Consider the following 23321-nt stretch of genomic DNA (forward strand, 5'->3'; position numbering starts at 1 on the left):
GCCTCCTTAAAATGGGCTTTCTAAGGGCTGTAGACCCACGTAAACGGCTTTAACTTGGGTGTAATGCTTGAGTGTCTCGCTACCGTTTTCACGGCCAATACCCGACAACTTATACCCACCTACCGGCATTTCGGCTGGCGATGCACCATAGGCATTGATCCAACAAATACCCGCTTGTAACTGATGAATAACCCGATGGGCACGGCTGATATCTTGGGTGAACACCCCAGCAGCTAAGCCCATGGCGGTATTGTTTGCCCGAGCAATCACTTCGGCTTCAGCTTTAAAGGTGAGTACCGACATCACAGGGCCAAAGATTTCTTCTTGGCAGATACGCATATCGTCGGTGCAATCGGTGAAAATAGTTGGGGCGACAAAGTACCCATTGGGAGCATTTTCAGGCGTTAACGCTGTGCCACCAGTTAGCAGAGTTGCGCCGTCATCGATACCTTGCTGAATATAATCGAGCACTTTTTGCTGATGATCTTTGGAGATCAACGCGCCAAAGTTAGTCTCTGGCGCCATAGGATCGCCCACCACAATATTGGCTTGGGTACGGGCGAGCAGCTTCTCAATAAAGTCTTGATAAACCGACTCATGGACAAACACTCGTGTCCCATTGGTGCAGACTTCACCTTGGGTGTAGAAGTTACCGAGCATGGCACCTGAAACCGCATTGTCGATATCAGCATCGTCAAACACGATAAGCGGTGATTTTCCACCGAGTTCCATAGTGACGTCTTTTAATGAACTTGCCGCCGCCGCCATGACTTTCTTGCCAGTACCGACTTCACCAGTGAAGGACACTTTGGCAATATCCGGATGTCCCGTTAACCAAGCGCCAACCTTGCCATCGCCCATCACGACGTTAAATACGCCATCGGGCAAACCCGCTTCACTTAAGAGTTGCGCTAATTTCAGTGCGCCAAGCGGCGTTTCTTCCGAAGGTTTAAAAATCATCACATTGCCGCTGGCTAAGGCAGGAGCGGCCTTCCAACAGGCGATTTGTAATGGGTAATTCCAAGCGCCAATACCAGCACAAATGCCTAAAGGCTCACGGCGGGTATAATAAAAATCTCCACCGACTTGCTGCTGCGCGCCTTCAAGCCCAGGGGCAATATGGGCGAAAAACTCGATGGCATCTGCTCCTGTGACCACATCAACCACTGAGGCTTCTTGCCAAGGTTTACCTGTGTCGCGCACTTCGATTGCCGCGAGTTCATCATTACGATCGCGCAATAATGCGACCGCGTTTAATAGAATACGACTGCGTTCGGTGGCACTCATGGCAGACCAAATCGCAAAGCCTTTTTTGGCGCTCTCGATGGCCGCTTGCTGAATTTTGTCATCGGCCACTTGCACTCGGTACGCCAATTGCCCAGTGGCAGGATTGACGACGTCGAAGGTTTCGCCACTGTCGTTAGCGAGCAACTGACCCGCAATAAAGTTGTACTGTACTTCTACTGACATGTATTGACTCCATGCTGCTTTATCACATTGTGGATAAAGGTTTTGCATAATTTTTCGGCCTGAACAAAATCCTGCTCAGGGGTTTCACTTAAGGCGCTGCGTAACCAAAATCCATCGATCATCGCCGCCGTTTGCTCAGCAGCCATCAGGGCAAACTCTTTGGGCAGCACTTGCCGAAAGGAAAAATGTAAGTTGCTGTATAAGCGACGACTATTGATATTCTGCAAACGGGCTAACTGGGGATCGTGGACGGCCTGTGCCCAAAAACTCAGCCAAGTGTGAGTGACATTTCGTGAGCGCTGTAACTCGGTAAAATTCGCTTCAACTATCATCATTAAGCGCTCTGTTGGCGCCAACACTTGTCCTTGGATTCGATTGAGCAACGCCTGCTTTAACTGCTCGAGCAAGTGGCGTAGCGTCGCTTGGATCAAGCCCTGCTTACCACTGAAATAATGACTGATGATCCCCGACGACATTCCCGCCAACTGACTAATGCTGTTGATGGTCGTGTGCTGCAATCCATGCAAGGCAACCGATGCTAATGTCGCATCGATAAGCTGCTGTCTGCGTATCAATTTCATTGCGGCTTTAGGCATAAATACTCAAGGAATGACCACTCTCTCAATACTCTGAACGACGTTAATTGAACGTTCAATTAACAACCATGATAATGATTAGTGATGTAACTATCAACCTAAAATAGCACAGTGACAAAGCTCACGAGTTGGTTATGCAAAAAATAATTAATGTGTAAAAACAAGATAAATGTATAGATTTCTTTGACTTGCGGCCCTACCACAACCACAGCAGCACACACAAATTAATATTAGACATCAAACTAATTAGCTGAAGATAGTGCTACGAATGAGAGTATTAATGAGGTTTGACCTCTGTTAGATTTAACAATTGAGCCGTGAAATGTTGGATTAAAAGACGGGGCAAAAATGCGATAAAAAGACCAGTAAAAGATAATCAAAAATGATGCATCACAAGGGGCGCTAACAACGCTAAAAAAACCATACCGTACGCCGACACTGATACCCGTCATAAAAGTCCGAAGTTTAGTTACCGGGTTCCAACTTTAGTGGGAAATTGGCCCCAGATAAGCGCTGAACTCGATCAAGCTCACACTTTCACTACCTCCAAATTGGTAGCTTGAACACCAGAAACGAAAACAAATTTATCTTTGCAAATTAATAGGTGGATTTTATGGCTGCTAAATTTTTTATTCCTTCTGTCAACGTATTAGGCCAAGGCGCTGTGGATGACGCTATCGGTGACATCAAAACCTTAGGCTTTAAGCACGCACTCATAGTGACAGACAAACCCTTAGTCAACATTGGCTTAGTCGGTGAAGTGGCCGAAAAACTCGGTCAAAATGGCATTACCTCCACCATTTATGATGGCGTACAACCTAACCCAACCGTGACCAACGTCGAAGCCGGTTTAGCCCTGTTAAAAGCCAACAAGTGTGACTTTGTGATTTCACTCGGCGGCGGCTCACCCCATGATTGCGCCAAGGGTATCGCCCTTGTTGCCACCAATGGCGGCAGCATTAAGGATTACGAAGGGTTAGATCAATCCGCAAAACCTCAGTTGCCGTTAGTGGCCATTAATACAACAGCAGGCACAGCCAGTGAAATGACGCGCTTCTGTATCATTACCGACGAAGCCCGACACATTAAAATGGCGATTGTCGATAAACACACCACGCCTTTGCTGTCGGTCAACGACCCTGAGCTCATGTTGAAAAAGCCTGCGAGCCTCACGGCCGCAACCGGTATGGATGCACTCACTCACGCGGTTGAAGCCTATGTGTCTATTGCTGCCAACCCGATCACCGACGCCTGTGCGATCAAGGCCATGGAATTGATTCAGGCTAACTTAGTCAACGCGGTTGAAAACGGTCAAGACATCAACGCCCGTGAACAAATGGCCTACGCCCAATTCTTAGCGGGTATGGCGTTTAACAATGCCAGCTTAGGTTATGTGCATGCGATGGCGCACCAATTAGGCGGTTTCTACGATCTGCCCCACGGTGTGTGTAACGCCCTGCTGCTGCCCCATGTACAGGAATACAATGCCCAGGTCGTCCCTGCTCGCTTAAAAGACATTGCCAAGGCTATGGGTGTGGATGTGTCCAACATGACCGATGAGCAAGGTGCCAGTGCGGCGATAGCGGCAATCAAAGAGCTGTCTGTTGCGGTTAAGATCCCAGAAAACCTGACCTTGTTAGGCGTGAAAGCGGAAGATATTCCAACACTTGCGGATAACGCGTTAAAAGATGCCTGTGGATTCACCAATCCAAAACAAGCGACCCATGCGGAGATCTGTCAGATCTTCACTAATGCGCTGTAGTTGCGCGCTGTAATCGCCATACTTTATCAATCGCAAGTTATCGCACAGCAATCGTGCGCTAACTTGCTGGATAACGACTGATTGTCCTGCTAGTGCGTAAACACGACTTCATCCTCCAATGAGTGCGTTTTGGGCTCCAATAGTGCGCAGATTATCGCTGCACTATTGGGGCCTTTTTTATACCGGTATCGACAAGATGGTGAGGTAAGTTACTATCTTAAAAATTGAGCAACAAAAACCAACATAAAACTCAGTGTCTATGCACCTTTGCACTGACAAAACACTCACAAATCTGCATATTCAAGAAGAAAGGATCTGAACCTCAAATATTCATAGCAAAATGATATAAAAAACGTGATCTCTGTGGGTTACAGACTGTTACAGATCCGATAAGATGGCCCCAGTTCGCTTTTTCCCTGCAAAAGATGAAGCCAGCTGAGAGGCCCGTTCTAACGAATGGGCCTCTGTCCATTCTGCCTTCTGCGTTTCCTCTGCGACAACTTATACTGCCACTTAATCGTATTACGCCCATCAAAGCTTGATTAACCTATTTACTCCGCGGTTCACTCTTTTTATCACTTACACTCAATAAGACTTACTGACGACCAAGTTGTTGCTTTATTAATCAGTAATTCAGCAAAAGCGAAACTTCACCCAAAACTGAGATCTAGCACAAAGTTATTGGCATAAAACTCATGCTAAATAGAGACATGACAGATTAAGTAAATGGTTAATTTTCATGCAGTAACTATCCTTCTCCGTCAAAAAACATCAAGGCTAAATAGACTTAATTAATGATTGACCGAATTCAAAAACGATGCCTATGATGGCAACAATATCCTCGAACAGGTAGGTACGCTATGACTGCAATCACCCATGTATATAACTACACAGTTAGATGTCCACATTACAAAGATCCTGAACATCCCGTTACTTGGTTAAATCATATTGAAATGAACCAGTCCTGTGAAATCGCGTTAAATCGCATCACTAAGTGGCACGAACTTTCTGGGGATAAGTCCTTCGAAACAAATAAGTTTGTGGTTCGTAAAGCCGAAAATGAAGATGCTTACTTCTCAATGCAGAGTGACAGACTCAAAAATGACGGCCATGCCCTAGTCACCTTTAAAATCTTTTTAGATGATTGCTGTGACGATGCTGCACCGGAAGAAATCATGCAGCACCTGATTGAAGACTATCAACAACGCTTAGCCAAACTCGAATAATCTTTGCAGTATTATTTAGCGACCTTAGACGCCAGTGCGCAAAACGCCACTGGCGTTTTTATTTGCTGAATTTATAAAACTTAAACTCCGACGTCATTTCGCACTATCCGCTCCACACCTCTTGCTCAAACTTGCCTAAAGACATTACGACAGCGACTCGGCAGATAATGGTGCGATAGCGTGATTCAGCTCAAGATCTGTTATATTGTCCCGAATGTTATTTGGCACTGTAGAAATGGCAGGCCCAGTAAATTGAGTTACGAACTTAAATTGAGGATTAGCATCACAATGAATAAAGCGACGCTCATTATTATTCCTTTATTACTTGCTACATCCGCCTGTGCGGATTTAAAGGACGCAGGCCGTGCCATCGGCACAACCACTAAAGATGTCACCACTGAGATAGGCCACGCGACTCGAGACACCACCAAAGCCATAGGTCATGCCTCGCGGGATGCCGTCAAGTCGGTAAAAGAAGATTTAACCAAAGACTAATCACAGTGACGCCTAGGCGTCACTGTCTGTTTTAAGTATCTTATCTATTCAAACGTCACGCATTTCAAGCTCCGCGCCCGCTAAGCCGCATTCGCCCGAATACCGTGGGGCACAGGCAATCCTTGGGCATTCACATGCACAAACACCATCTTATCTATGCTCACCACTGGCGCCTGCGTCATCTTATTGCGCACTTGGCAGCTTACGGTAATCGAACTGTGGCCAAGGCTCACCAGCTCCAGACCAAACTCAATCACATCACCTTGATGCGCTGGCGTCATAAAGTTGATTTCAGAAATCAGCTTAGTCACATGGCTGGTGCTCTTCATCTGGCAGGCAGCAAAAATAGCGGCCTCCTCGTCTATCCAACTGAGCAACTGACCGCCAAACAGCGTATTTGCTGGATTTAAATGTTCAGGTTTAACTAAACGGCGACTGTAATATTTCATGGCGGTGACCTCAATGTGAATGCCAACAATCAGCTTTAATACGCTATAACTTCCCACTGTATTCAGAGCATTTTTCAGGCCACAATTGATAGCCATTAAATAACAATGAGATAGCAATAAGCTGCTGTAAAACAATCCGATTATTGCACCAAGTCGCATCAGAGTTGCACCATATTAATCAGCGCAATCGTGAACCAATAAGCAAAAAAATAGCGACTCATAGAGTCGCCAAGCTAAGGCAAGCAAAAACTTACTGGGTAGGAAGTTAAGTCACAAAATTTGACTTAAAAACCCGCACAGCACATGTAGGCGAACTGCACGGGGGACAACAGCTGCAGAGCAGCTAAACACAGGCTTACGGGTAACACTCTTTCATACTCGACTCGAGATTTAGGCTGCAAGCTCGGTAACTCATCACAGTCCGCCCTTGCCCTCTATTTCGAGTTTTTAACCACGCCTCACCACATACATGAACGTAAGGCGTGCAGAGGAGTGATCCACAATCACAATGGACCATCCTAAGCGCTGCTTACTGCTTAAAACTGCTCTTCTTCGGTAGAACCGGTCAGTGCGGTCACTGATGAATGGCCACCTTGAATAACCGTAGTCACTTGGTCGAAATAACCAGTGCCCACTTCCTGTTGATGCGCGACGAAGGTGTAACCTTTCTTCGCTGCAGCAAACTCAACTTCTTGAACTTTCTCAACATAATGCTTCATACCTTCGCCACGAGCATAGTCGTAAGCGAGGTCGAACATGTTGTACCACATGTTGTGAATGCCGGCTAAAGTGATGAACTGGTACTTGTAGCCCATGTCTGACAATGCTTGTTGGAAGCGTGCGATAGTGGCGTCGTCCAGATTTTTCTTCCAGTTGAACGAAGGCGAACAGTTATACGCCAACAGTTGATCTGGGTATTGAGCATGAATCGCTTCAGCAAAAATCCGCGCTTCTTCAAGATCCGGTTTAGCGGTTTCACACCAAATCAAATCTGCATACGGGGCGTAAGCTAGACCGCGAGAAATCGCTTGGTCAAGACCCGCTTTAACACGGTAGAAACCTTCATTGGTGCGCTCGCCAGTCACGAAATCACGGTCGTATGGGTCGCAATCTGAAGTTAACAAATCGGCCGCGTTAGCATCGGTACGGGCGATAACCAGTGTATCAACACCGCTCACGTCCGCCGCTAAACGTGCAGCAACCAGCTTTTGTACCGCTTCTTGGGTTGGCACTAATACTTTGCCGCCCATGTGACCACATTTCTTCACTGAAGCTAACTGATCTTCAAAGTGAACACCGGCAGCGCCCGCGTCGATCATCGACTTCATCAGTTCGAAGGCATTTAATACGCCGCCAAAACCCGCTTCTGCATCAGCAATGATTGGCAGAAAGTAATCAACAAATTTTTCATCTTCTGGATTAACGCCATTGCCCCACTGAATTTGGTCAGCACGGCGGAAAGAGTTATTGATACGGGATACCACAGCAGGCACTGAGTTCGCTGGGTATAAAGATTGATCTGGGTACATAGTGCCGGCTAAGTTAGCATCTGCAGCCACTTGCCAACCAGAAAGGTAAATCGCTTCGATACCCGCTTTCGCCTGTTGTACCGCTTGACCGCCCGTTAACGCACCGAGCGAATTCACATAGCCTTTTTTAGCGCCGCCATTCACCAGTTCCCATAACTTAGCCGCACCACGCTTGGCGATAGTATTCTCAGGCACGATTGAACCGCGAAGTGCAACCACTTCTTCCGCAGTGTAAGGACGACGCACGTTTTTCCAACGTGGGTTTTCTGCCCAATCTCTCTTGATTGCATCAATCTGCTCTTGACGTGAAGTCTGAGTCGTTGCCTTAGTCATAGTGTCGCTCCTTTCTCTTTGATGTTGTAGCTATCATGAAACTGCCCCCCAGTTTCACTCTGCTAAATTGTTTGGTTGGCGGTAGCCCCGCCACAGCTAAATCTGATTGATATAAAACGGTTCAAGCAAATGGGTTTATCCTAAGCAGTCAGCATTTCGTAACCGGGTAAGGTTAAGAAATCGACCAGCTCGTCGGAGGTGGTAATGTCTTCGAGCAATACCGCCGCTTGGGTGAATTTGCCATGGGTGAATCTGTCGCTACCCACTTCTTTTTTCACGTTCGACAGCTCTTCAACCAACATGTCTTTAAAGAGTTGCTTGGTCACGAGTTTGCCGTTTGATAGCGACTTACCGTGTTGGATCCATTGCCAAATTGAGGCTCTAGAAATCTCAGCCGTAGCTGCATCTTCCATTAAGCCGTAAATAGGTACGCAACCGTTGCCGCTGATCCACGCCTCTAAATACTGCAGTGCGATACGAATGTTCAGACGCATCCCCTGTTCAGTGCGCTCACCGTCGCAGGTTTTAAGCAGTTCGCTAGCCAGAATTGGCGCGTCTACATCACGGGTGATATGTAATTGATTACAGTGATCTTGGCCTATGTATTCGTTGAAAATCCCCATAGCGGTATCGGCAAGACCAGGGTGTGCCACCCAAGTGCCATCGTGGCCGTTACGCGCCTCTAGTTCTTTATCTCGACGAACTCGCTGCAATACGGCTTCGTTCTGAACCGGATCTTTGGCTGGAATAAAGGCCGCCATGCCGCCCATCGCTAACGCACCGCGTTTGTGGCAGGTCTTAATCAAGAGTCTTGAATAAGCGCTTAAGAAAGGCGTATCCATAGTGACGGCTTGGCGATCCGGTAAGACTCGGTCGCTATGACGCTTTAATGTTTTGATATAGCTGAAGATGTAATCCCAGCGACCACAGTTCAGCGCGACGATATTGGAACGCAGCTCGTAGAGGATTTCGTCCATTTCGAACACGGCCGGTAACGTCTCGATCAGGCAAGTACATTTAATCGTGCCCGCTTGCAGACAAAACCTTTCCTCAACAAAAGCAAATACTTTTGCCCACCAGCGCGCTTCAACATGACTTTCTAACTTAGGAATATAAAAGTATGGACCACTGCCCTTGGCCAAAAGTTGGCGATAGTTGTGGTAGAAATACAGTGCGAAATCAAACAGTGAGCCAGGAATCGCTTTGCCGTTAAACTGCACGTGTTTTTCTTTAAGATGCAGACCACGAACGCGGCAAATAAGCACTGCCGGATTTGGTCCTAATTTGTAGTGCTTACCTGTGTCCGGTGCTGTGTACTCAATATCACCACGCACGGCATCACGTAGATTGATTTGACCTTCGACGACTTTTTCCCAGCTTGGTGCTAAAGAGTCTTCGAAATCGGCCATAAACACTTTGGCATTGGCGTTGAGTGCGTTAATCACCATCTTACGTTCAACGGGACCTGTGATTTCCACGCGGCGGTCAAGCAAGTCATCGGGAATACCGCGAATTTGCCATGCACCATCACGAATAGCGCGGGTTTCAGGCAGAAAGTCGGGTAATGATCCTTTATCGATACGCGCTTGCTTATCTTTACGTTTAGCGAGTAAGGCGGGTACTTCGTCGGCAAACTCACGACAAAGGGATTCGAGTAAGGCGACAGCCCCTTCGGTAAAGATGACTTCTTGGCCTGGAATGTCACGACCCACAATATTAAGCGTGGCGTTTGCTGTAGCTTTACCCAGTGTCGAATTCAATTGCTGTTCACTCAAAGTGTGTTCCGTCATCTTGATGCCCTCCCAAGAGGCTCCACTATCACAGGCTTAACGCTGACATATAAAGCAGTAGCATCCCCAATCACAGCTGCTTATAAACCCACCAATAAACCATCAAATGTTTGTTTCGAACTAAAACTTACCGACAAACGTTTGTATTTGCAACAGTCCAAGATTGACAAAAACGGGCATTAACCTAAGTAAAAACCATGCTAAAATTGGTCTTACCAAGCAACAAAAAACAACCTAACATCATGATACAAAATACATTAAACATTTTAATCACATTAGGTAATTTGAGTTAAATGAAACTTGTCAGACAACTTTACCAACCCCCACGCAAAGTAATTATTTACGTAATTAAATTACCAACAGTAAATATATAAAGACAGCATTTTTATCCTATTAGACCTAAGTAGAAAATACCCAATGTTTTGAACTAACCTAGAGGGAAGCAAGCTAAATCCATATAAATCATAATGATAACGACTGCCACCACCACCACAAATTTAAACGACCGTTTTATTTTGACGTTTACGTAAACGAAATAACACCCAAGTGTAATACCAGCTAAGCACTAGGTTGCGTTTCCCGATCAACAAGGTGGGATGTGATGGTTAACTCAAAAAATAAATCACTTTTTTATAAAAAAAATGAAACAAATTTGAAATTACAACGGGATGGAGCGTAAAACCGCCCTTTTATGACGCTTCTCTCTTGCTAGAACCCATTACTGGTTTGCTCACAAAGATGCTTTTTGCAGCATTTATTGGCAGCACTGCACATTTTGACAATAAGAACTGAAACATTTGTTGCCAACTTAAATGCAAATCATTACTATTCGCGACCTATTTATTTGGGGGAACCATTAATGAAACCATTTCGTTTGTCGCTAACTGCACTCGCCTGCCTTTCTGTTTTATCACAAACCGCACACGCCGAAGTCAACTCGACATCAGCAAATGCTGAAACCAACGTTGAGCGCATCACGGTTTATGGCAGACAGAACTCAGTAGTGAAGAATTCAGGGCTGGCGACTAAATCCGACATGTCTCTTATGGAAACCCCAGCAGCTGTAGTGATTGTTGACCAAGAGCTGATCGAAACCCAAGGTACAGATAATCTGCAGGACTTGATCCGTAACATCAGTGGCGTAACTCAAGCGGGAAATAACTATGGCATTGGTGACAACATAGTCATCCGTGGTTTAGGCGCAAATTACACCTATGACGGTATGTATGGCGGTGCAGGCCTAGGAAATACCTTCAACCCTACGCGCTCTTTAACCAACGTTGAATCCGTTGAAGTATTAAAAGGCCCAGCGACTGGACTCTATGGCATGGGAAGTGCTGGCGGCGTGATCAATCTTATTGAAAAGAAACCGCAGTTTGAGTCAAAGCATAAGTTCAGCGCCGAAATGGGCCAATGGGACACCTACTCCCTTGCTCTGGATAGCACGGGCGGCCTGAGCGATGATGTCGCCTACCGTTTAGTGGCTAAATCTGGCCGCAGTGATGGGTATCGCGATATAGGTACAGACAGAGACGAAATCTATGGCGCCTTAAAATGGGTATTAAGTGATAGCCAAGATTTAATGCTTTCAGGTGCTTACATAAAAGATGCTATTGCCGTTGATTCAATTGGTCACCCGATTCGGATTTACAATGCAGAATCTGTCGGCGGTAAGAGCGCGGGCGAGGTTACGTGGCAAGATCTGGTCAATGATCCCAATGGTAATGGTCTACAACTCACCGATGCACAGCGTCAGCAGTTAGCGGCCTCGTTGTCGGGCGCAGACGGCTTAACACCCTATTCGTTTGGTGATGCAGGGCTGATTTCGCCGATGGCGAAGGACAATGAGGGTGAAGAGTTAAGATTTAAACTGACCCATAATATCTATTTCACCGACAATTTGTTCCTCAATCAACAATTGCAGTATCGCGACTACACGTCAGGTTTCGCCCGCCAAACTGGTGCCTATAACTACGTCTATTGGAAGCGTAACATCAAGATTAAAAACGTTCTTACCGACGTGATTAACGAAGAGCCTAGATCGCCATTAGTTGAAAATGGCGTACTTTATCCTTTTGCCGCAAGACGTCAGGAATACCGTAAAGTCGATGCCGACGAAACGTCGTGGCAGTACTTTGCCGATCTACGTTATGACTTCCAAATTGGTAACATAGACAATGAATTATTGGTCAATGCCAACTATGAAGACCGTAATATTCGTTTCCAGCAATATTCTATCTTCGATGCCGATCAAATCTATAAAAACAAGGATGGAGAAATCACTTATCAAGGTTCCCTGCCTTATATTTACGACATCCGTAATCCTAACTGGGGTACAGGTAAGTTTGAAGACTATGACCCACTCAAGACCGCGAACTATGACAAAAAAGTCAGCGCTTGGGGTTTGGGTGTACAACACGTGGGATATTTAGGACATGGCTTCACCACACGTGTAGGTGTCGCATTTAACGAGATAAAACAAAGTTATGAACACTTAGGCCTTGATCCTCGCTACAGCATTAGCCAATCCCAAGCGACTCCAGAGGCCGATACCACAGATAACGGCATGACCTATAACTTAGGCTTGACCTACATGCCGATAGAGGATTTATCATTCTTTATCAATCACTCAAAGGGACGCACCGCCTACAGTGTGCTCGATGCAGTAAAAGATAATGCTACCAACCGAGATGATTCAGAATCGGTTAGTAATGATTTAGGTATGCGCTTTAAAGCCTTCGACGACCAAATGCTAGCATCATTGGTGCTCTTTAAGAGCTCGCGCACTAATGTCGCCTATAACAATCCTGACTATACCAATGGCATATTAACACCTAACATCCCAGTATATTTGTACAATGGTAGCGAAGATACTCAGGGAGTTGAACTCGATCTCAATGCCCATCTTAATGATCAATGGCGCGTTAACCTCAACGGCATGTACCAAGATGCAAGGGATAAACAAAATCCAAATACTTTAACCTATAATAGCCGACAAAAAGGCGTACCTTATGTCACTGCCAGTGCTTGGGTGACCTATGGCGCCGATTGGTTTAGCTTATCAAGCCCAATCGAATTAAGCCTTGGTGCTAAATTTGTCGATGATCGTAGTACACACTCTAGCTCATTTGGTATTCCAGACGGTTATGTGCCTAGCTATACCGTTGTCGACTCGGCGGTGAGCTACAACGCGGATTCTTGGAAAATCCAGCTGAACATCAATAACCTTTTCAATAAAGACTATTACAGTAAAGCCATGTTCCTCGGTGGTATGCCGGGTGAAGAACGCAACGTCAAACTGCAATACAGCTATAGCTTTTGAGCGCTAAATAGATTTAAGCGCTAAACTGCAGCGCGAAAGTGGATATGTTTCCAACAAAAAAGAGAGCATTTATGCTCTCTTTTGACATCTAAATCCTCAATTGAGAATGGCAAATGATACCCAGCATATTAACTGACATTCTCCCTATCACCGCGCATAAGGGATTCCAACTCTGCCTTACCCTTATTCGATAGATTGATTAACGTCGCTAAATCATTTTGATGAGCTGCGCTCGCAATCACCAGTTTCTTATCATGCTCAGCAAAGATTTTTACCCGCTCGTTGGCTTGTACCTGAGATAAACCTAAACCTTGGAGGATCTTCTCGCTGGCCGACAGCGCCGAGCCAAAGGTCTCACGAAATACATCTGTCACCCCAAGGCTCATCAAACGATATGCATGGTTACGGTCCCTCGCCCGCGCGACTATGTTGATATGCGGAAAATGCGTTTTCACTTGCTGAGCGATTTCAATAGAATCTTCAACACTGTCCACGGCAAGCAATAATAAACGCGAGCGAGCAATCCCCGCCGACATCAACATGTCTAAGCGTCTGGCATCACCAAAATAGACCTCACCGCCATATTTGCGAATCACATCCACATGACTCGCATCCTTATCCAAGGCGACAAAAGGGATACCTGATGAGGCCAAAATACGCCCGGTTATCTGGCCTACTCGGCCAAAACCAGCAATCACCACTTCAGATTCGGTGACATTAATCGTATCTGGCAAGCGAGTATCCACCACTTTGGCTTTAGTTGCGCGAAACAGGGTAAACAATATCGGCGTCACCGCCATAGACAAACCAATAGCAAGCACAAGGACTTGCGCAATTTTATCGCCGACAATGCCAGATAACTGTGCCTGAGATAACAGCACAAAGGCAAATTCACCGCCTTCAGCAAGGATCAACCCTAGTGCAATACTCGGTCGCCATTTGTGGTGCCGAATGCGGCCCAGCACCATCAGCACAAAGGTTTTAATCAGCAACATTGCCATTAAAATACCTAAGATAAGTAACGGATCTGATAGTAATAACTTCAAATCCATACTCATACCGACCGCCATGAAAAACAGCCCAAGCAATAAGCCTTTAAAAGGTTCGATGTCGGTTTCAAGTTGATGTCGATAACTTGAGTTTGCGAGCATAATACCCGCCAAAAATGCCCCCATGCCCGCAGAAAGTCCCAACCACTCCATTAACTCAGCGCTACCCATGACCAGCAATAATGCAAAAGCGGTGAGCACTTCACGCACCCCGCTGCTTGCCACTAGTTTAAGGAATTTAGGCAGTAAATATTTCCCCACTAACACAAAACCAACGAGCGCAAGACACGTCCAGTACCAAGGCACGGCATGATGTTCAATCTGCGCCGAATTGGGCGCCAAATATGCTGTCAGCAGCAACATGGGGATAACGGCAAGATCTTGCATTAACAAGACACCAAAGGCATCACGCCCGAGTGGGGTTGTGAGCAACCTATGCTCACTCATTAACTGCACGGCAAAGGCTGTCGATGATAAAGATAGCGCGGCGCCAACCACTAAAGCTGCGTCAACAGACAAGCCAAAGCCCCAAGCCAAGCCCCCAATCGCAGCCCATGATAACAACAACTGACCACTGCCTAAACCAAAGATAGCACTGCGAAGTTCCCATAATTTACTTGGATTCAATTCGAGTCCAAGTACAAACAACATCAGCACTACACCTAACTCGGCAAAATGTAATACAGCAGCAGGATCAGAAACTAAGGCCATGCCGCCAGGGCCTAAAATGATGCCAGCAGCTAGATAGGAAAGGATCGGGCCAGCGCCAAAACGTTTACCTAAAGGAACAAAAATAACCGCCGCCAATAAAAATAGCAGCACCGACGTGAGTAAACTCGACTGTTCCATGAAGGCTCCAACGGAAAAAGGAATGCGCAGTGTTCCATATATATTTGCCTCGCCGCAGCTCGGCAAATTAACAGCTATGATATCCCATTTACTTATTAACAAGGTCAAGGCAATTCATTAAAAATGAGAAATTTTTGATGTGAAATCACTTAAGCACTGTGAAAGTAAACTGCAGCAACAGTGCTGAGTAAACGAAGCTTAGGTACTTAGAAACACCTTAGACTGTTGCTGCATGTAAGTGAGTGGCTGCAAAATATAAAACGAGCAATAAACTAAGGAAGGATAAAACTACTAAGGGCTTGCCAACTCTGGATGAGACTACATGGCTCACAGGACTTGCATTACACTGAGGACGATGCGATATGACGCCGTAAATCTGTTGCCTGCTTGTCACATTTTAATATGTCAGAATAGCGTACTACAGTGTTGCGACCATTGGCCTTAGCGGCATAGAGCGCCATGTCGGCTCGGTGGAATAATGGATCCAAACTCAGATCATCAGCCATTAAACCACTCACGCCAAAACTCGCCGTAATGACGAACTTATGCCCTGAATGTTGGGTATCAATGGCCTCAATACGGGCTCGACATTGCTCTGCCACTTCCATACCTTTCTCTTCATCGGCATAGGGTAATAAAAGCGCAAACTCCTCACCGCCGATACGAGCAAAAACATCACCATTTCGGATATGAGATTTAAGGGAATCAACCACCTTTTTAAGCGCCCAATCGCCGGTACCATGGCCAAAAGAATCGTTGATGCGCTTAAAGAAATCTAAATCGAATAAAATGACACAAAAATCCCCGCCGCGGGCCGTGGCTTGCACAAAAAGGTTTTCTCCTAACTCTTGCCCTGCCCCGCGATTCAAAATACCTGTCAATGCATCCATTCTCGCCATACGCATAAACTTGCGCTTCTGCATCTGGCCTACCGCTAACAAAATGCCGAGGAAGAACAGTCCACCCACTAAAATAGTGATAAACATCAGCATATTGGTGTATTCGCGCTCTTTTACCGTTTGCTGGGCGATATAAAGCTCTCGCTCTTTATTGAGTAGATTGATCTCACGCGCCTGTTCATCGGCATTAAATTTAGCGGCCTGATACGCTAACGTTTTCATTTTCGCTTCATCAAACATCAGCTGATTGTAATACTGCTCTTTTTTCGAATACTCATAGGCTTGTTCAAACTGTTTATTCTCAGCATTTAAGCCAGCTAACACTTTAAAGACATTATGCTTTAACTCGGTATAACTAGGTTCATTAGGTAATGACGTAACGAACTTGGCATGCTCGACCGCATTAGCAAATTGCTTCAGTGAAAAATATGCTTCGGCTAACAAAGAATGGACACTATTAATTTCTAATTGAAAGTTAAAAGACTCGTACCCCTTTAGCGCTTTCAAAAGTAAAGCAACTGCAGAGGTGTATTCTTGCAACCTTAACTTAGACTCCCCCATTCCTTTCAATGCAATAAACGAAATCAATGGGAAACCATTAGACTCACAAAAATCGTGTGTGTTCTGGAATTCATCAAATGCCTTGTCATATATTTCAAGCTCTAACTGATAAACTGATAAATACAACTTTGCAGTACAAATATCTTTTACATTATCTGCTGCAGCAAGTGATAGTGCCTTAGCCGCGTAGGTCCCCACCTCTTCTTTTATGCCCATTGCAGAGTACAAACTGGCTAAACGTAGATATGCAGCACGTTTGATATCTATATTATCAATTCGGTCTATTAACCCTAGGCTTTTGCTCATTACAACAAAAGCATCTTTAAAGTTCCTAAGGGCGATGTACGCCGTTGCCTCATAGCTATAGGCAGAAAATAAATAATCGCTATTTTGAACTAAATTTTCTGATTGAATTAAATTATCTAGGGCTTCTTGATATTGACCTGAATAAATAAATGAAGTCCCTTTAAATACTAATAAGCGCCCTTGTTGAAAACGCGTCATATGCTCGAAATCAGCTTCAAGTTCATGGAGCTTAGTAATAGCACTGGGTAGATCGGTATGTTGTAGTTGCTCCAGCTCTGCTAACGCCTCATCAAAATTGATAGTTGCAGCCATTAAAGGCATACAAAATATACCCGAACATAACCACAAAAAAGCGCGCAGGAGTTTCAATTACTCACCGTTACCATGGGAAATAACTAAGTAGGACTGATAATCACCATCGCCACTCAAGCTTTTCAGTTTTTCCATGTCTCCCGACATGACGGCTGCAATTTCTTCATCAGTTAACCCATGGGCACGCATAACGGCCTCAGGATCCTGTTGATACGCTTCCATCAGCTGTGCATCTTGACCCAACTGAGAAAAAAATCCGATAATGCAGACATACTTTTCCTTATTTATATAATGACTCCCGAACTCAGCTCAGAAGTACAGCACTCGCAATTAGCCTAAGTCTTCAGGTCTAATGCCTAATTTAGTTAAAATAGCATAGTTGTATTCGAGTTTTTTTGCTGGAGGGATCAGTAAAGTACTGATCGGAGACAAGTTTGCCTCAGGCAGCTTACTCAATGGCAAATACTCAATTCTAGGGGCTTGAATGGGTAAATTAGCAGCCTCGTAGATCACCACTTGATGATCCAGTGGATACCATTGATGCAGTTGTTCAACCAAAATCTGCAGCCTGTCACTCGTAGTATGGAACTGAGTTAAGGTATGTTCACCAGCAATCGCAATTTGCCATAACAATAAATGGGTTGTCGGATCGGGCACATGATTAAAAAACATAAACTGGCTAGCTTCAAAGCTTTGATGCCCAGAGCTGCCGGGGTCAATACCCAGATCAGCCCATAAACACGCCTCGGCCGAAATCCCCGGCTCCATCTTCGCTGAAAACCCTTCTGCCCTAGCCCGCGTAATCGCCATATGGGAAACACAGGCAAAGATTCCTGGATGACCATAAAGCGCACAAACGGTTTTCTTGCCAGCCCTCACAGACTCCAATATAGCATTAACCATTTGTTCATAGGTTTCTCGGCGATTTTTCACTTCGCCATTTTGAGCATAAAACGACTGTAAATTGATGACATTGGGATTAATGTTCTGGATCCAACACTGGGAAAAACCATCGGGCAGGAGTGAAAACACCACATCGGCATGTTCAATATAACTGCGACTCATCACACAAATTTGTCCAGCCAGCTGCAAGCCCGTGCCTACACAAACTAATGACCCCAAAGCATCTATCCCAATACTTTATTTCAAACACTGCGAACTTAAAGCTAAAAGCCACGGCACAATAACATAATAAAAACATATCGGTAACTTTAATCTGATTTAAGCAAGATTACTATGTTTATCGCCACACAAACTGTTTATTGACTTACTGACTAATTGCTTGGCTTTAAAGAAGAAATCGAACTCCCATTTCCATTTTTCAATCCTGTAAGCAGTAAACCAGTACGGTTCAGAGGCTGAAAAATCACACCCACAGCAGCCACGAGACTTACAGTAATAAATATCCTTACAGATTGAGAACTAAAGCCAACATCGCGGGTCGAAAAGTCACACAATTCGATCTATGACGGCAGCAAAACCCGATTGCCCTTGTCATGAGGGTGAATGCTTGGGTATTATGGCCGCCAGATTTTCAGAAGTAGCGCATACAATGATCAATAAAAAGCAAAGTCTTACCCTGCTGAGCGCTGTGGCGCTCTCTGTTTCGCTCAGTGCTTGTAGTGTGTTCGATTGGTTGATTTATAAGCCCGACATCCCACAGGGTAACTACATGGAACCGCAACAAGTTGAAAAGTTGCGCATTGACATGACCAAAGAACAAGCCGAATACATTCTCGGCCGTCCGGTATTACGTGATAGTTTCGCCGACGATACTTGGTACTACGTCTATCACTACAAGAGTGGACGCGATGCCAGCATTACGCATAAAGAACTCATTTTGCACTTTACGGGTGATAAACTCACCGCAGTGAATGGCGATTATGAGCTAAGCAAAGAATTTGATACGCCGCTCGAGCAGAGCAGTTTACCTACGGGTAATAAAACTGAGCTAGTGCCACAAATTCCTGCACAGCGTCCAGATGCCAAACCTTTAGTAAAAGAAAACCAAACAGAAGCGCAAGTTCAAAAACCAATTAAGTAATATCCTAAACTTTGCTTATGCTCTTCTCAGTCGATGAAATACAAAAAAGCGCCCAAGGGCGCTTTTTCATTGAGTAATGATGTCAAACTGACGTCAAGCAGTTATACCAACCGTATTAAGCCCGTCCGCCAGTGACTTTATTCGCGCGGCCTTCATCTTTGGCTTTATCTGCGCGGCGGCGGCGAACATCCTTAGGATCGGCAATCAAAGGACGGTAAATCTCGACCCTTTGGCCCGGTAAAATCACTTGGTCATGTTTAACCACATTACTAAACACACCGAGCTTGACCGTGTCTAAATCGATCTCAGGGAAAAAGCTCACTATGTTACTTAAACGCACTACCTCAATCGCCGACGTGCCGGGATTCACATTCACCGAAATTACTTTTTGCTGAGTAGGCAAGGCGTAAACCACATCAACTACAAACTTATCTGTCTCATTTGTCACTGTAAATCACCTTAGCGCGACTCGTAAACGCCGTCACCATTGATACCATAAGATCATTAAACACTTTACCAAAGGCCATATCGGCTAACGAGTTTGAAAACTCAAAACTCAGTTCGAATTCTACCTTGCAAGCTTCTTCAGTCAGCTCAGTAAAACGCCACTGCCCCAATAAATGCTTAAAGGGCCCATTTTCCAATGTTAAATCAATACTCTTCCCGGGAACCACTTGGTTGCGAGTCGTAAATGTCTTACGGATCCCCGCTTTACTCACATCCACAGATGCCAGCATAGTCTTACCATCAAATTCTAAGACTTTGCCACCCACACAACCGGGTAAAAATTCCTTATACGACTCGACATCATTCACTAAGTCATACATTTGCATCGCACTAAAACGGACTAACACACTTCGAGAAATTTGCGGCATAGGACTTAGCACTCTTAACTAACGACTTCACAGCGACCTTAGCAAACTCAAACGCACGAAAAGAACGCACACGCGATGAACAACTTAGGCAAGCAATCAAAATTTGCACGGATTTTATCACGATACGTAAAAAACGCACCCCTTGTGCACTTAAGCTGATACTCAGCCCCCTAATGGCGTTCAAAAAACCAGCAACAACACGATAGAGGCTTGAAATTAACTAAATAAAACCTTATATCAATACCAAATTGAATCACCGTGCGTATAATGGCGCCACTATGGTAAAGAAAAATTCAAGCAAAGCCGCGCCTGCGACTATCGCACGTAATAAGCGCGCAACCTTCGAATACCGTTTCGAAGAGAAAATGGAAGCCGGCCTATCCCTAATGGGATGGGAAGTTAAATCTATCCGTATGGGTAAGGTCAACTTGTCCGACTGTTACGTATTCCTGAAAAATGGCGAAGCCTTTATGCATGGCTGCACCATTATTCCTTTGAATACGGCATCGACACACGTTGTCTGCGATCCCCTGCGCTTGAAAAAGCTGCTACTCAGCCGTAAAGAGCTCGATAAACTGGCTGGCTTAGTCGAGCGCCAAGGCTACTCCATCATTCCTATTTCTATGTACTGGCGTAAAGGTGCATGGGTGAAAGTGGAGATTGGCCTAGGTAAAGGTAAGAAAGATCACGATAAGCGCGAAGATACTAAAGCGCGTGAATGGGAAGTTGAAAAAGCCCGCGTGATGAAAAAAGAAAAAACGCACGGATAATGAACAAACGATTGAACTTGAAGCAAATGATGCTAGGTGATCATTGTGCTACGGGTTACAATCAAATTCTTGGGGGCGATTCTGGATTCGACAGGATTCACGAAACCCTGGGAGCATGCCGAGGGGCGGTTGGCCTCGTAAAAAGCCGCACCGTTATAGTTGCAAACGACTCTAACTACTCTCTAGCAGCTTAGGCTAGCTAGCCATCTGACACAGGTCTCTCAAATGGGCAGTGTATACAGATGGTCATCCTACATTTGATAGCGAGGGAACTCCGTCCGGGGGTGAACCGCGAAATAGTACCGGACTCGCCCGATGAAATCCTGTCTTTCGGAGTTTATTCGGGTTAATTAAAAGAGAGACTAAGCATGTAGTGCCTTGGATGTAGGTGTTCTGGACGCGGGTTCAAGTCCCGCCGCCTCCACCAATTTTACCAGAAGGGCTTAACCGCAAGGTTAAGCCCTTTTTGTTTGCTCTGCTCATGGAACGCGGTTTGAGATTTTATTTCCACAATTAAGCTTTGCTAGCTCGGATGGTTTGAGATTTTCTAGCTTGGGTAGTTTGAGAATGAGAGATATAACTCAGATCACCTGCTTGGACTTGACCATCTAAGACATACGCATTGCTGCTAACGATTGGCTCCGCCATCACTAAAACCTATGAAAACGGCAAAAATCAGTACGAGAAGAGTAATACAGCAAGTGCGATTGAAATCGAAATAGAAATTAAACCAATGATTAAATGTATATATCTAGATAGGAATTTGTTTTCAATCGCTTCTTCAGGGCAATTGATTGGAACACATAAACTGATCTTGTCACCGATTTGAGGTCCAAACCGAGTGTAAGCTTGTTCGTCATAATTAATCAGAGTTCCTCTTGTATAACGCTTTCCTTGCCAAAAATATTCTACAACCGGATTAATGAAAATTTGTTGGTACCTGAAGTGCTCATGTTCTGGGCTGTATCTGGTATTTTCATCCAGTGAAATAATAGTCCCTTCAACGATATCGTATGTTAAAAATTGATCCTCTCTAAATCTCAATATTCCACCAATCCCGATGAGACCAAGGGTCAATGAGAACCAAGAGAATAAAATATGTCCTCCTATATCCTCAAAGACAAATGCAGCGATGATCACGGAAGGAATAGACAAGATAAAAACCAAAAACAGCATCAATCGCTTCATACAACACCCAAAAAAACAATTCAAAAAGGCCGAATCCTATTAAAACGCTAACTGACGGTGAAACGATAAACATGATTAACTTTACACCGCTACACAAACTCCTATAAAAAAATTAACGCTTCTTACCGCCCAGAGCGCGCTTTTTGGCACGTTGTTTTTGGGCCGCTTTGCCGTTACGCCTTGGTTCAGTGTCCATTTTATCAAAGTCGGGTTCAAAACCGGGCAACCATTGTTGTGGTAAACGCTTGTCTAATACAACTTCGACTTCTTCCAGTAATAGGGCGTCCTCTTGGCTAAAAAGGGTGATCGCAAGCCCTGCACTGCCCGCTCGACCTGTGCGGCCGATACGATGAATATAATCCTGCGCGATAAAAGGCAGCTCAAAGTTAATCACGTATTTGAGCTCGACGATATCTAGGCCTCGGGCGGCGACATCCGTGGCCACTAGCACTTGGATCTTGCCTTGTTTAAATTCCTGTAAGACTTTCTCGCGTGCACCTTGGGACAAGTCACCGTGAAACGCCTGAGTAATAATATCGGCTTTATTGAGTTGCTGAACCAGTTTATCGACGCCTTGCTTAGTGCGACTAAAAATCAGCACTTGATGCCAGTTTTTACTGCGCACCAGATGGCTGACGAGTTCGGTTTTACGGTCGGCGTCGACGGCATAAACCACTTGCTCAATTTCGGCAGCGGTCGTATTGCGCTTGGCAACTTCAATCAACTTAGGATCGCGCAGTAAGGTTTTACTTAAGCTGAAAATGGCGGCATCTAAGGTGGCAGAAAATAACAGCGTTTGTCTGTCACTCGGAACTTGCTTGATCACGGCTTGAATTTCATCCATAAAACCCATGTCGAGCATACGGTCGGCTTCATCAAACACAAGCACGCTCAATTGCTTAAGACTCAATGCGCCTTGTCTGAGGTGGTCGAGTAAACGGCCCGGCGTAGCAATTAACACATCAATCCCTGCATTAAACACAGCGACCTGCGCATCGATACTCACGCCGCCGTAGGCGATACCAACACGGATATCTGTCCCTTTAGCGTACTTAACAAAACTCTGCTGTACCTGCACTGCCAGTTCACGTGTCGGCACTAAAACCAATGCGCATACGGGTCTTGCCGCTGTTAGCTCTTGCGCGGGGCTGAGTGCCAACAAATGATGCAAGATGGGTAAGGCGAACGCCGCGGTTTTGCCTGTACCCGTTTGGGCGCCAGCCATCACATCCCGTTTCGCCAAGATGGCAGGGATAGCTTCTAGCTGGATAGGCGTTGGCGACTCATAGCCAAGGCTCGCTAAGGTATTCACTAATGTGGAGTTTAAGGATAAGACACTAAAAGACATTGCGGTTAACCACTGAAAATAATGACCAGAATTTTAGCAGACACAAACCCAAGCGACTAGCGCCATAGCGCTAGCCCTGTGGTTCTATCGGGTGAAACTAAATCAATTTCAGGATAGTTAGCCTTACCATAAGTCAGTCTCGCAATAC

Annotated in this window: 18 protein-coding genes, 1 other RNA gene and 1 pseudogene; 7 read left to right on the forward strand and 13 right to left on the reverse strand. The window is 45.3% G+C overall.

Translation table 11 applies throughout. The features are described 5' to 3' along the window. Window positions 1-6: 6 nt before the first annotated feature. Both betB and betI read right to left on the reverse strand, forming a co-directional pair. Window positions 7-1470, reverse strand: a complete 1464-nt coding sequence (betB, locus tag Q4Q50_RS00810) for a betaine-aldehyde dehydrogenase (protein WP_311897922.1) — start codon at window positions 1468-1470, stop codon at window positions 7-9. Continuing rightward, window positions 1461-2066 carry a transcriptional regulator BetI gene (betI, locus tag Q4Q50_RS00815; protein ID WP_259510208.1) on the reverse strand — a complete coding sequence of 202 codons (606 nt, stop codon included), beginning with the start codon at window positions 2064-2066 and terminating at the stop codon, window positions 1461-1463. Before betI ends, betB begins: the two co-directional genes overlap by 10 nt. A gap of 613 nt (window positions 2067-2679) precedes the next feature. Here betI and yiaY point away from each other — a divergent pair. The 3 genes from yiaY to Q4Q50_RS00830 all read left to right on the forward strand — a co-directional run bounded on the left by yiaY (window position 2680) and on the right by Q4Q50_RS00830 (window position 5549). Further along, the gene (gene yiaY / locus Q4Q50_RS00820) at window positions 2680-3828 is read left to right on the forward strand and encodes an L-threonine dehydrogenase (RefSeq protein WP_311897923.1); all 1149 of its coding nucleotides are present in this window, start codon (window positions 2680-2682) and stop codon (window positions 3826-3828) included. Window positions 3829-4688: 860 nt separating this feature from the next. Next, a complete protein-coding gene (locus Q4Q50_RS00825; protein WP_006080845.1) occupies window positions 4689-5054 on the forward strand; it encodes a hypothetical protein in 366 nt (121 codons plus the stop codon). Between the two features lie 288 nt (window positions 5055-5342). Further along, window positions 5343-5549: a hypothetical protein gene (locus Q4Q50_RS00830; RefSeq protein WP_006080844.1), complete on the forward strand. Its 207-nt coding sequence runs from the start codon at window positions 5343-5345 to the stop codon at window positions 5547-5549. 80 nt (window positions 5550-5629) lie between these two features. On the opposite strand, the gene Q4Q50_RS00835 is transcribed toward Q4Q50_RS00830, so the two are convergent. The 3 genes from Q4Q50_RS00835 to aceB form a co-directional block, all read right to left on the reverse strand. Then, the gene (locus tag Q4Q50_RS00835) at window positions 5630-5998 is read right to left on the reverse strand and encodes an acyl-CoA thioesterase (protein WP_006080843.1); all 369 of its coding nucleotides are present in this window, start codon (window positions 5996-5998) and stop codon (window positions 5630-5632) included. A gap of 536 nt (window positions 5999-6534) precedes the next feature. Beyond that, entirely contained in the window at window positions 6535-7860 is a 1326-nt protein-coding gene (aceA, locus tag Q4Q50_RS00840; RefSeq protein ID WP_012588215.1) for an isocitrate lyase, read from the reverse strand. A gap of 140 nt (window positions 7861-8000) precedes the next feature. Then, window positions 8001-9650: a malate synthase A gene (gene aceB / locus Q4Q50_RS00845; protein WP_012588216.1), complete on the reverse strand. Its 1650-nt coding sequence runs from the start codon at window positions 9648-9650 to the stop codon at window positions 8001-8003. Window positions 9651-10509: 859 nt separating this feature from the next. Between aceB and Q4Q50_RS00850 the strand changes: the two genes are divergently transcribed. Beyond that, window positions 10510-12972 (forward strand): TonB-dependent receptor, encoded by a 2463-nt coding sequence (locus tag Q4Q50_RS00850; RefSeq protein ID WP_311890081.1) that lies wholly within the window; start codon window positions 10510-10512, stop codon window positions 12970-12972. Window positions 12973-13100: 128 nt separating this feature from the next. On the opposite strand, the gene Q4Q50_RS00855 is transcribed toward Q4Q50_RS00850, so the two are convergent. The 4 genes and pseudogenes from Q4Q50_RS00855 to Q4Q50_RS00870 form a co-directional block, all read right to left on the reverse strand. Beyond that, window positions 13101-14870, reverse strand: a complete 1770-nt coding sequence (locus Q4Q50_RS00855; protein ID WP_311890082.1) for a monovalent cation:proton antiporter-2 (CPA2) family protein — start codon at window positions 14868-14870, stop codon at window positions 13101-13103. A 341-nt stretch (window positions 14871-15211) separates the two neighbouring features. Further along, window positions 15212-16957 carry a GGDEF domain-containing protein gene (locus Q4Q50_RS00860; RefSeq protein WP_311897925.1) on the reverse strand — a complete coding sequence of 582 codons (1746 nt, stop codon included), beginning with the start codon at window positions 16955-16957 and terminating at the stop codon, window positions 15212-15214. A 48-nt stretch (window positions 16958-17005) separates the two neighbouring features. Beyond that, window positions 17006-17220: pseudogene (locus tag Q4Q50_RS00865) on the reverse strand (hypothetical protein). A 58-nt stretch (window positions 17221-17278) separates the two neighbouring features. Continuing rightward, a complete protein-coding gene (locus Q4Q50_RS00870) occupies window positions 17279-18070 on the reverse strand; it encodes an SAM-dependent methyltransferase (protein ID WP_311897926.1) in 792 nt (263 codons plus the stop codon). Between the two features lie 430 nt (window positions 18071-18500). Here Q4Q50_RS00870 and Q4Q50_RS00875 point away from each other — a divergent pair, with 430 nt between their 5' ends. Then, the gene (locus Q4Q50_RS00875) at window positions 18501-18992 is read left to right on the forward strand and encodes an outer membrane protein assembly factor BamE (RefSeq protein ID WP_006080835.1); all 492 of its coding nucleotides are present in this window, start codon (window positions 18501-18503) and stop codon (window positions 18990-18992) included. A 115-nt stretch (window positions 18993-19107) separates the two neighbouring features. On the opposite strand, the gene Q4Q50_RS00880 is transcribed toward Q4Q50_RS00875, so the two are convergent. Together Q4Q50_RS00880 and Q4Q50_RS00885 are read right to left on the reverse strand one after the other, a co-directional pair. Then, window positions 19108-19440, reverse strand: a complete 333-nt coding sequence (locus Q4Q50_RS00880) for an RnfH family protein (protein WP_006080834.1) — start codon at window positions 19438-19440, stop codon at window positions 19108-19110. Beyond that, complete coding sequence (locus Q4Q50_RS00885; RefSeq protein ID WP_006080833.1) at window positions 19430-19867, reverse strand: SRPBCC family protein; 438 nt, start codon at window positions 19865-19867, stop codon at window positions 19430-19432. Before Q4Q50_RS00885 ends, Q4Q50_RS00880 begins: the two co-directional genes overlap by 11 nt. A 278-nt stretch (window positions 19868-20145) precedes the next feature. Between Q4Q50_RS00885 and smpB the strand changes: the two genes are divergently transcribed. Beyond that, window positions 20146-20637: an SsrA-binding protein SmpB gene (smpB, locus tag Q4Q50_RS00890; protein WP_006080832.1), complete on the forward strand. Its 492-nt coding sequence runs from the start codon at window positions 20146-20148 to the stop codon at window positions 20635-20637. A 71-nt stretch (window positions 20638-20708) separates the two neighbouring features. Next, window positions 20709-21064: a transfer-messenger RNA gene (gene ssrA / locus Q4Q50_RS00895) on the forward strand. Window positions 21065-21312: 248 nt separating this feature from the next. On the opposite strand, the gene Q4Q50_RS00900 is transcribed toward ssrA, so the two are convergent. Then, complete coding sequence (locus Q4Q50_RS00900) at window positions 21313-21825, reverse strand: hypothetical protein (RefSeq protein WP_261271868.1); 513 nt, start codon at window positions 21823-21825, stop codon at window positions 21313-21315. A 112-nt stretch (window positions 21826-21937) separates the two neighbouring features. Beyond that, a complete protein-coding gene (locus Q4Q50_RS00905) occupies window positions 21938-23173 on the reverse strand; it encodes a DEAD/DEAH box helicase (RefSeq protein ID WP_311897931.1) in 1236 nt (411 codons plus the stop codon). Window positions 23174-23321 lie beyond the last annotated feature (148 nt).

Source organism: Shewanella scandinavica (assembly GCF_031932065.1).
Taxonomy (GTDB): Bacteria; Pseudomonadota; Gammaproteobacteria; order Enterobacterales; family Shewanellaceae; genus Shewanella; species Shewanella baltica.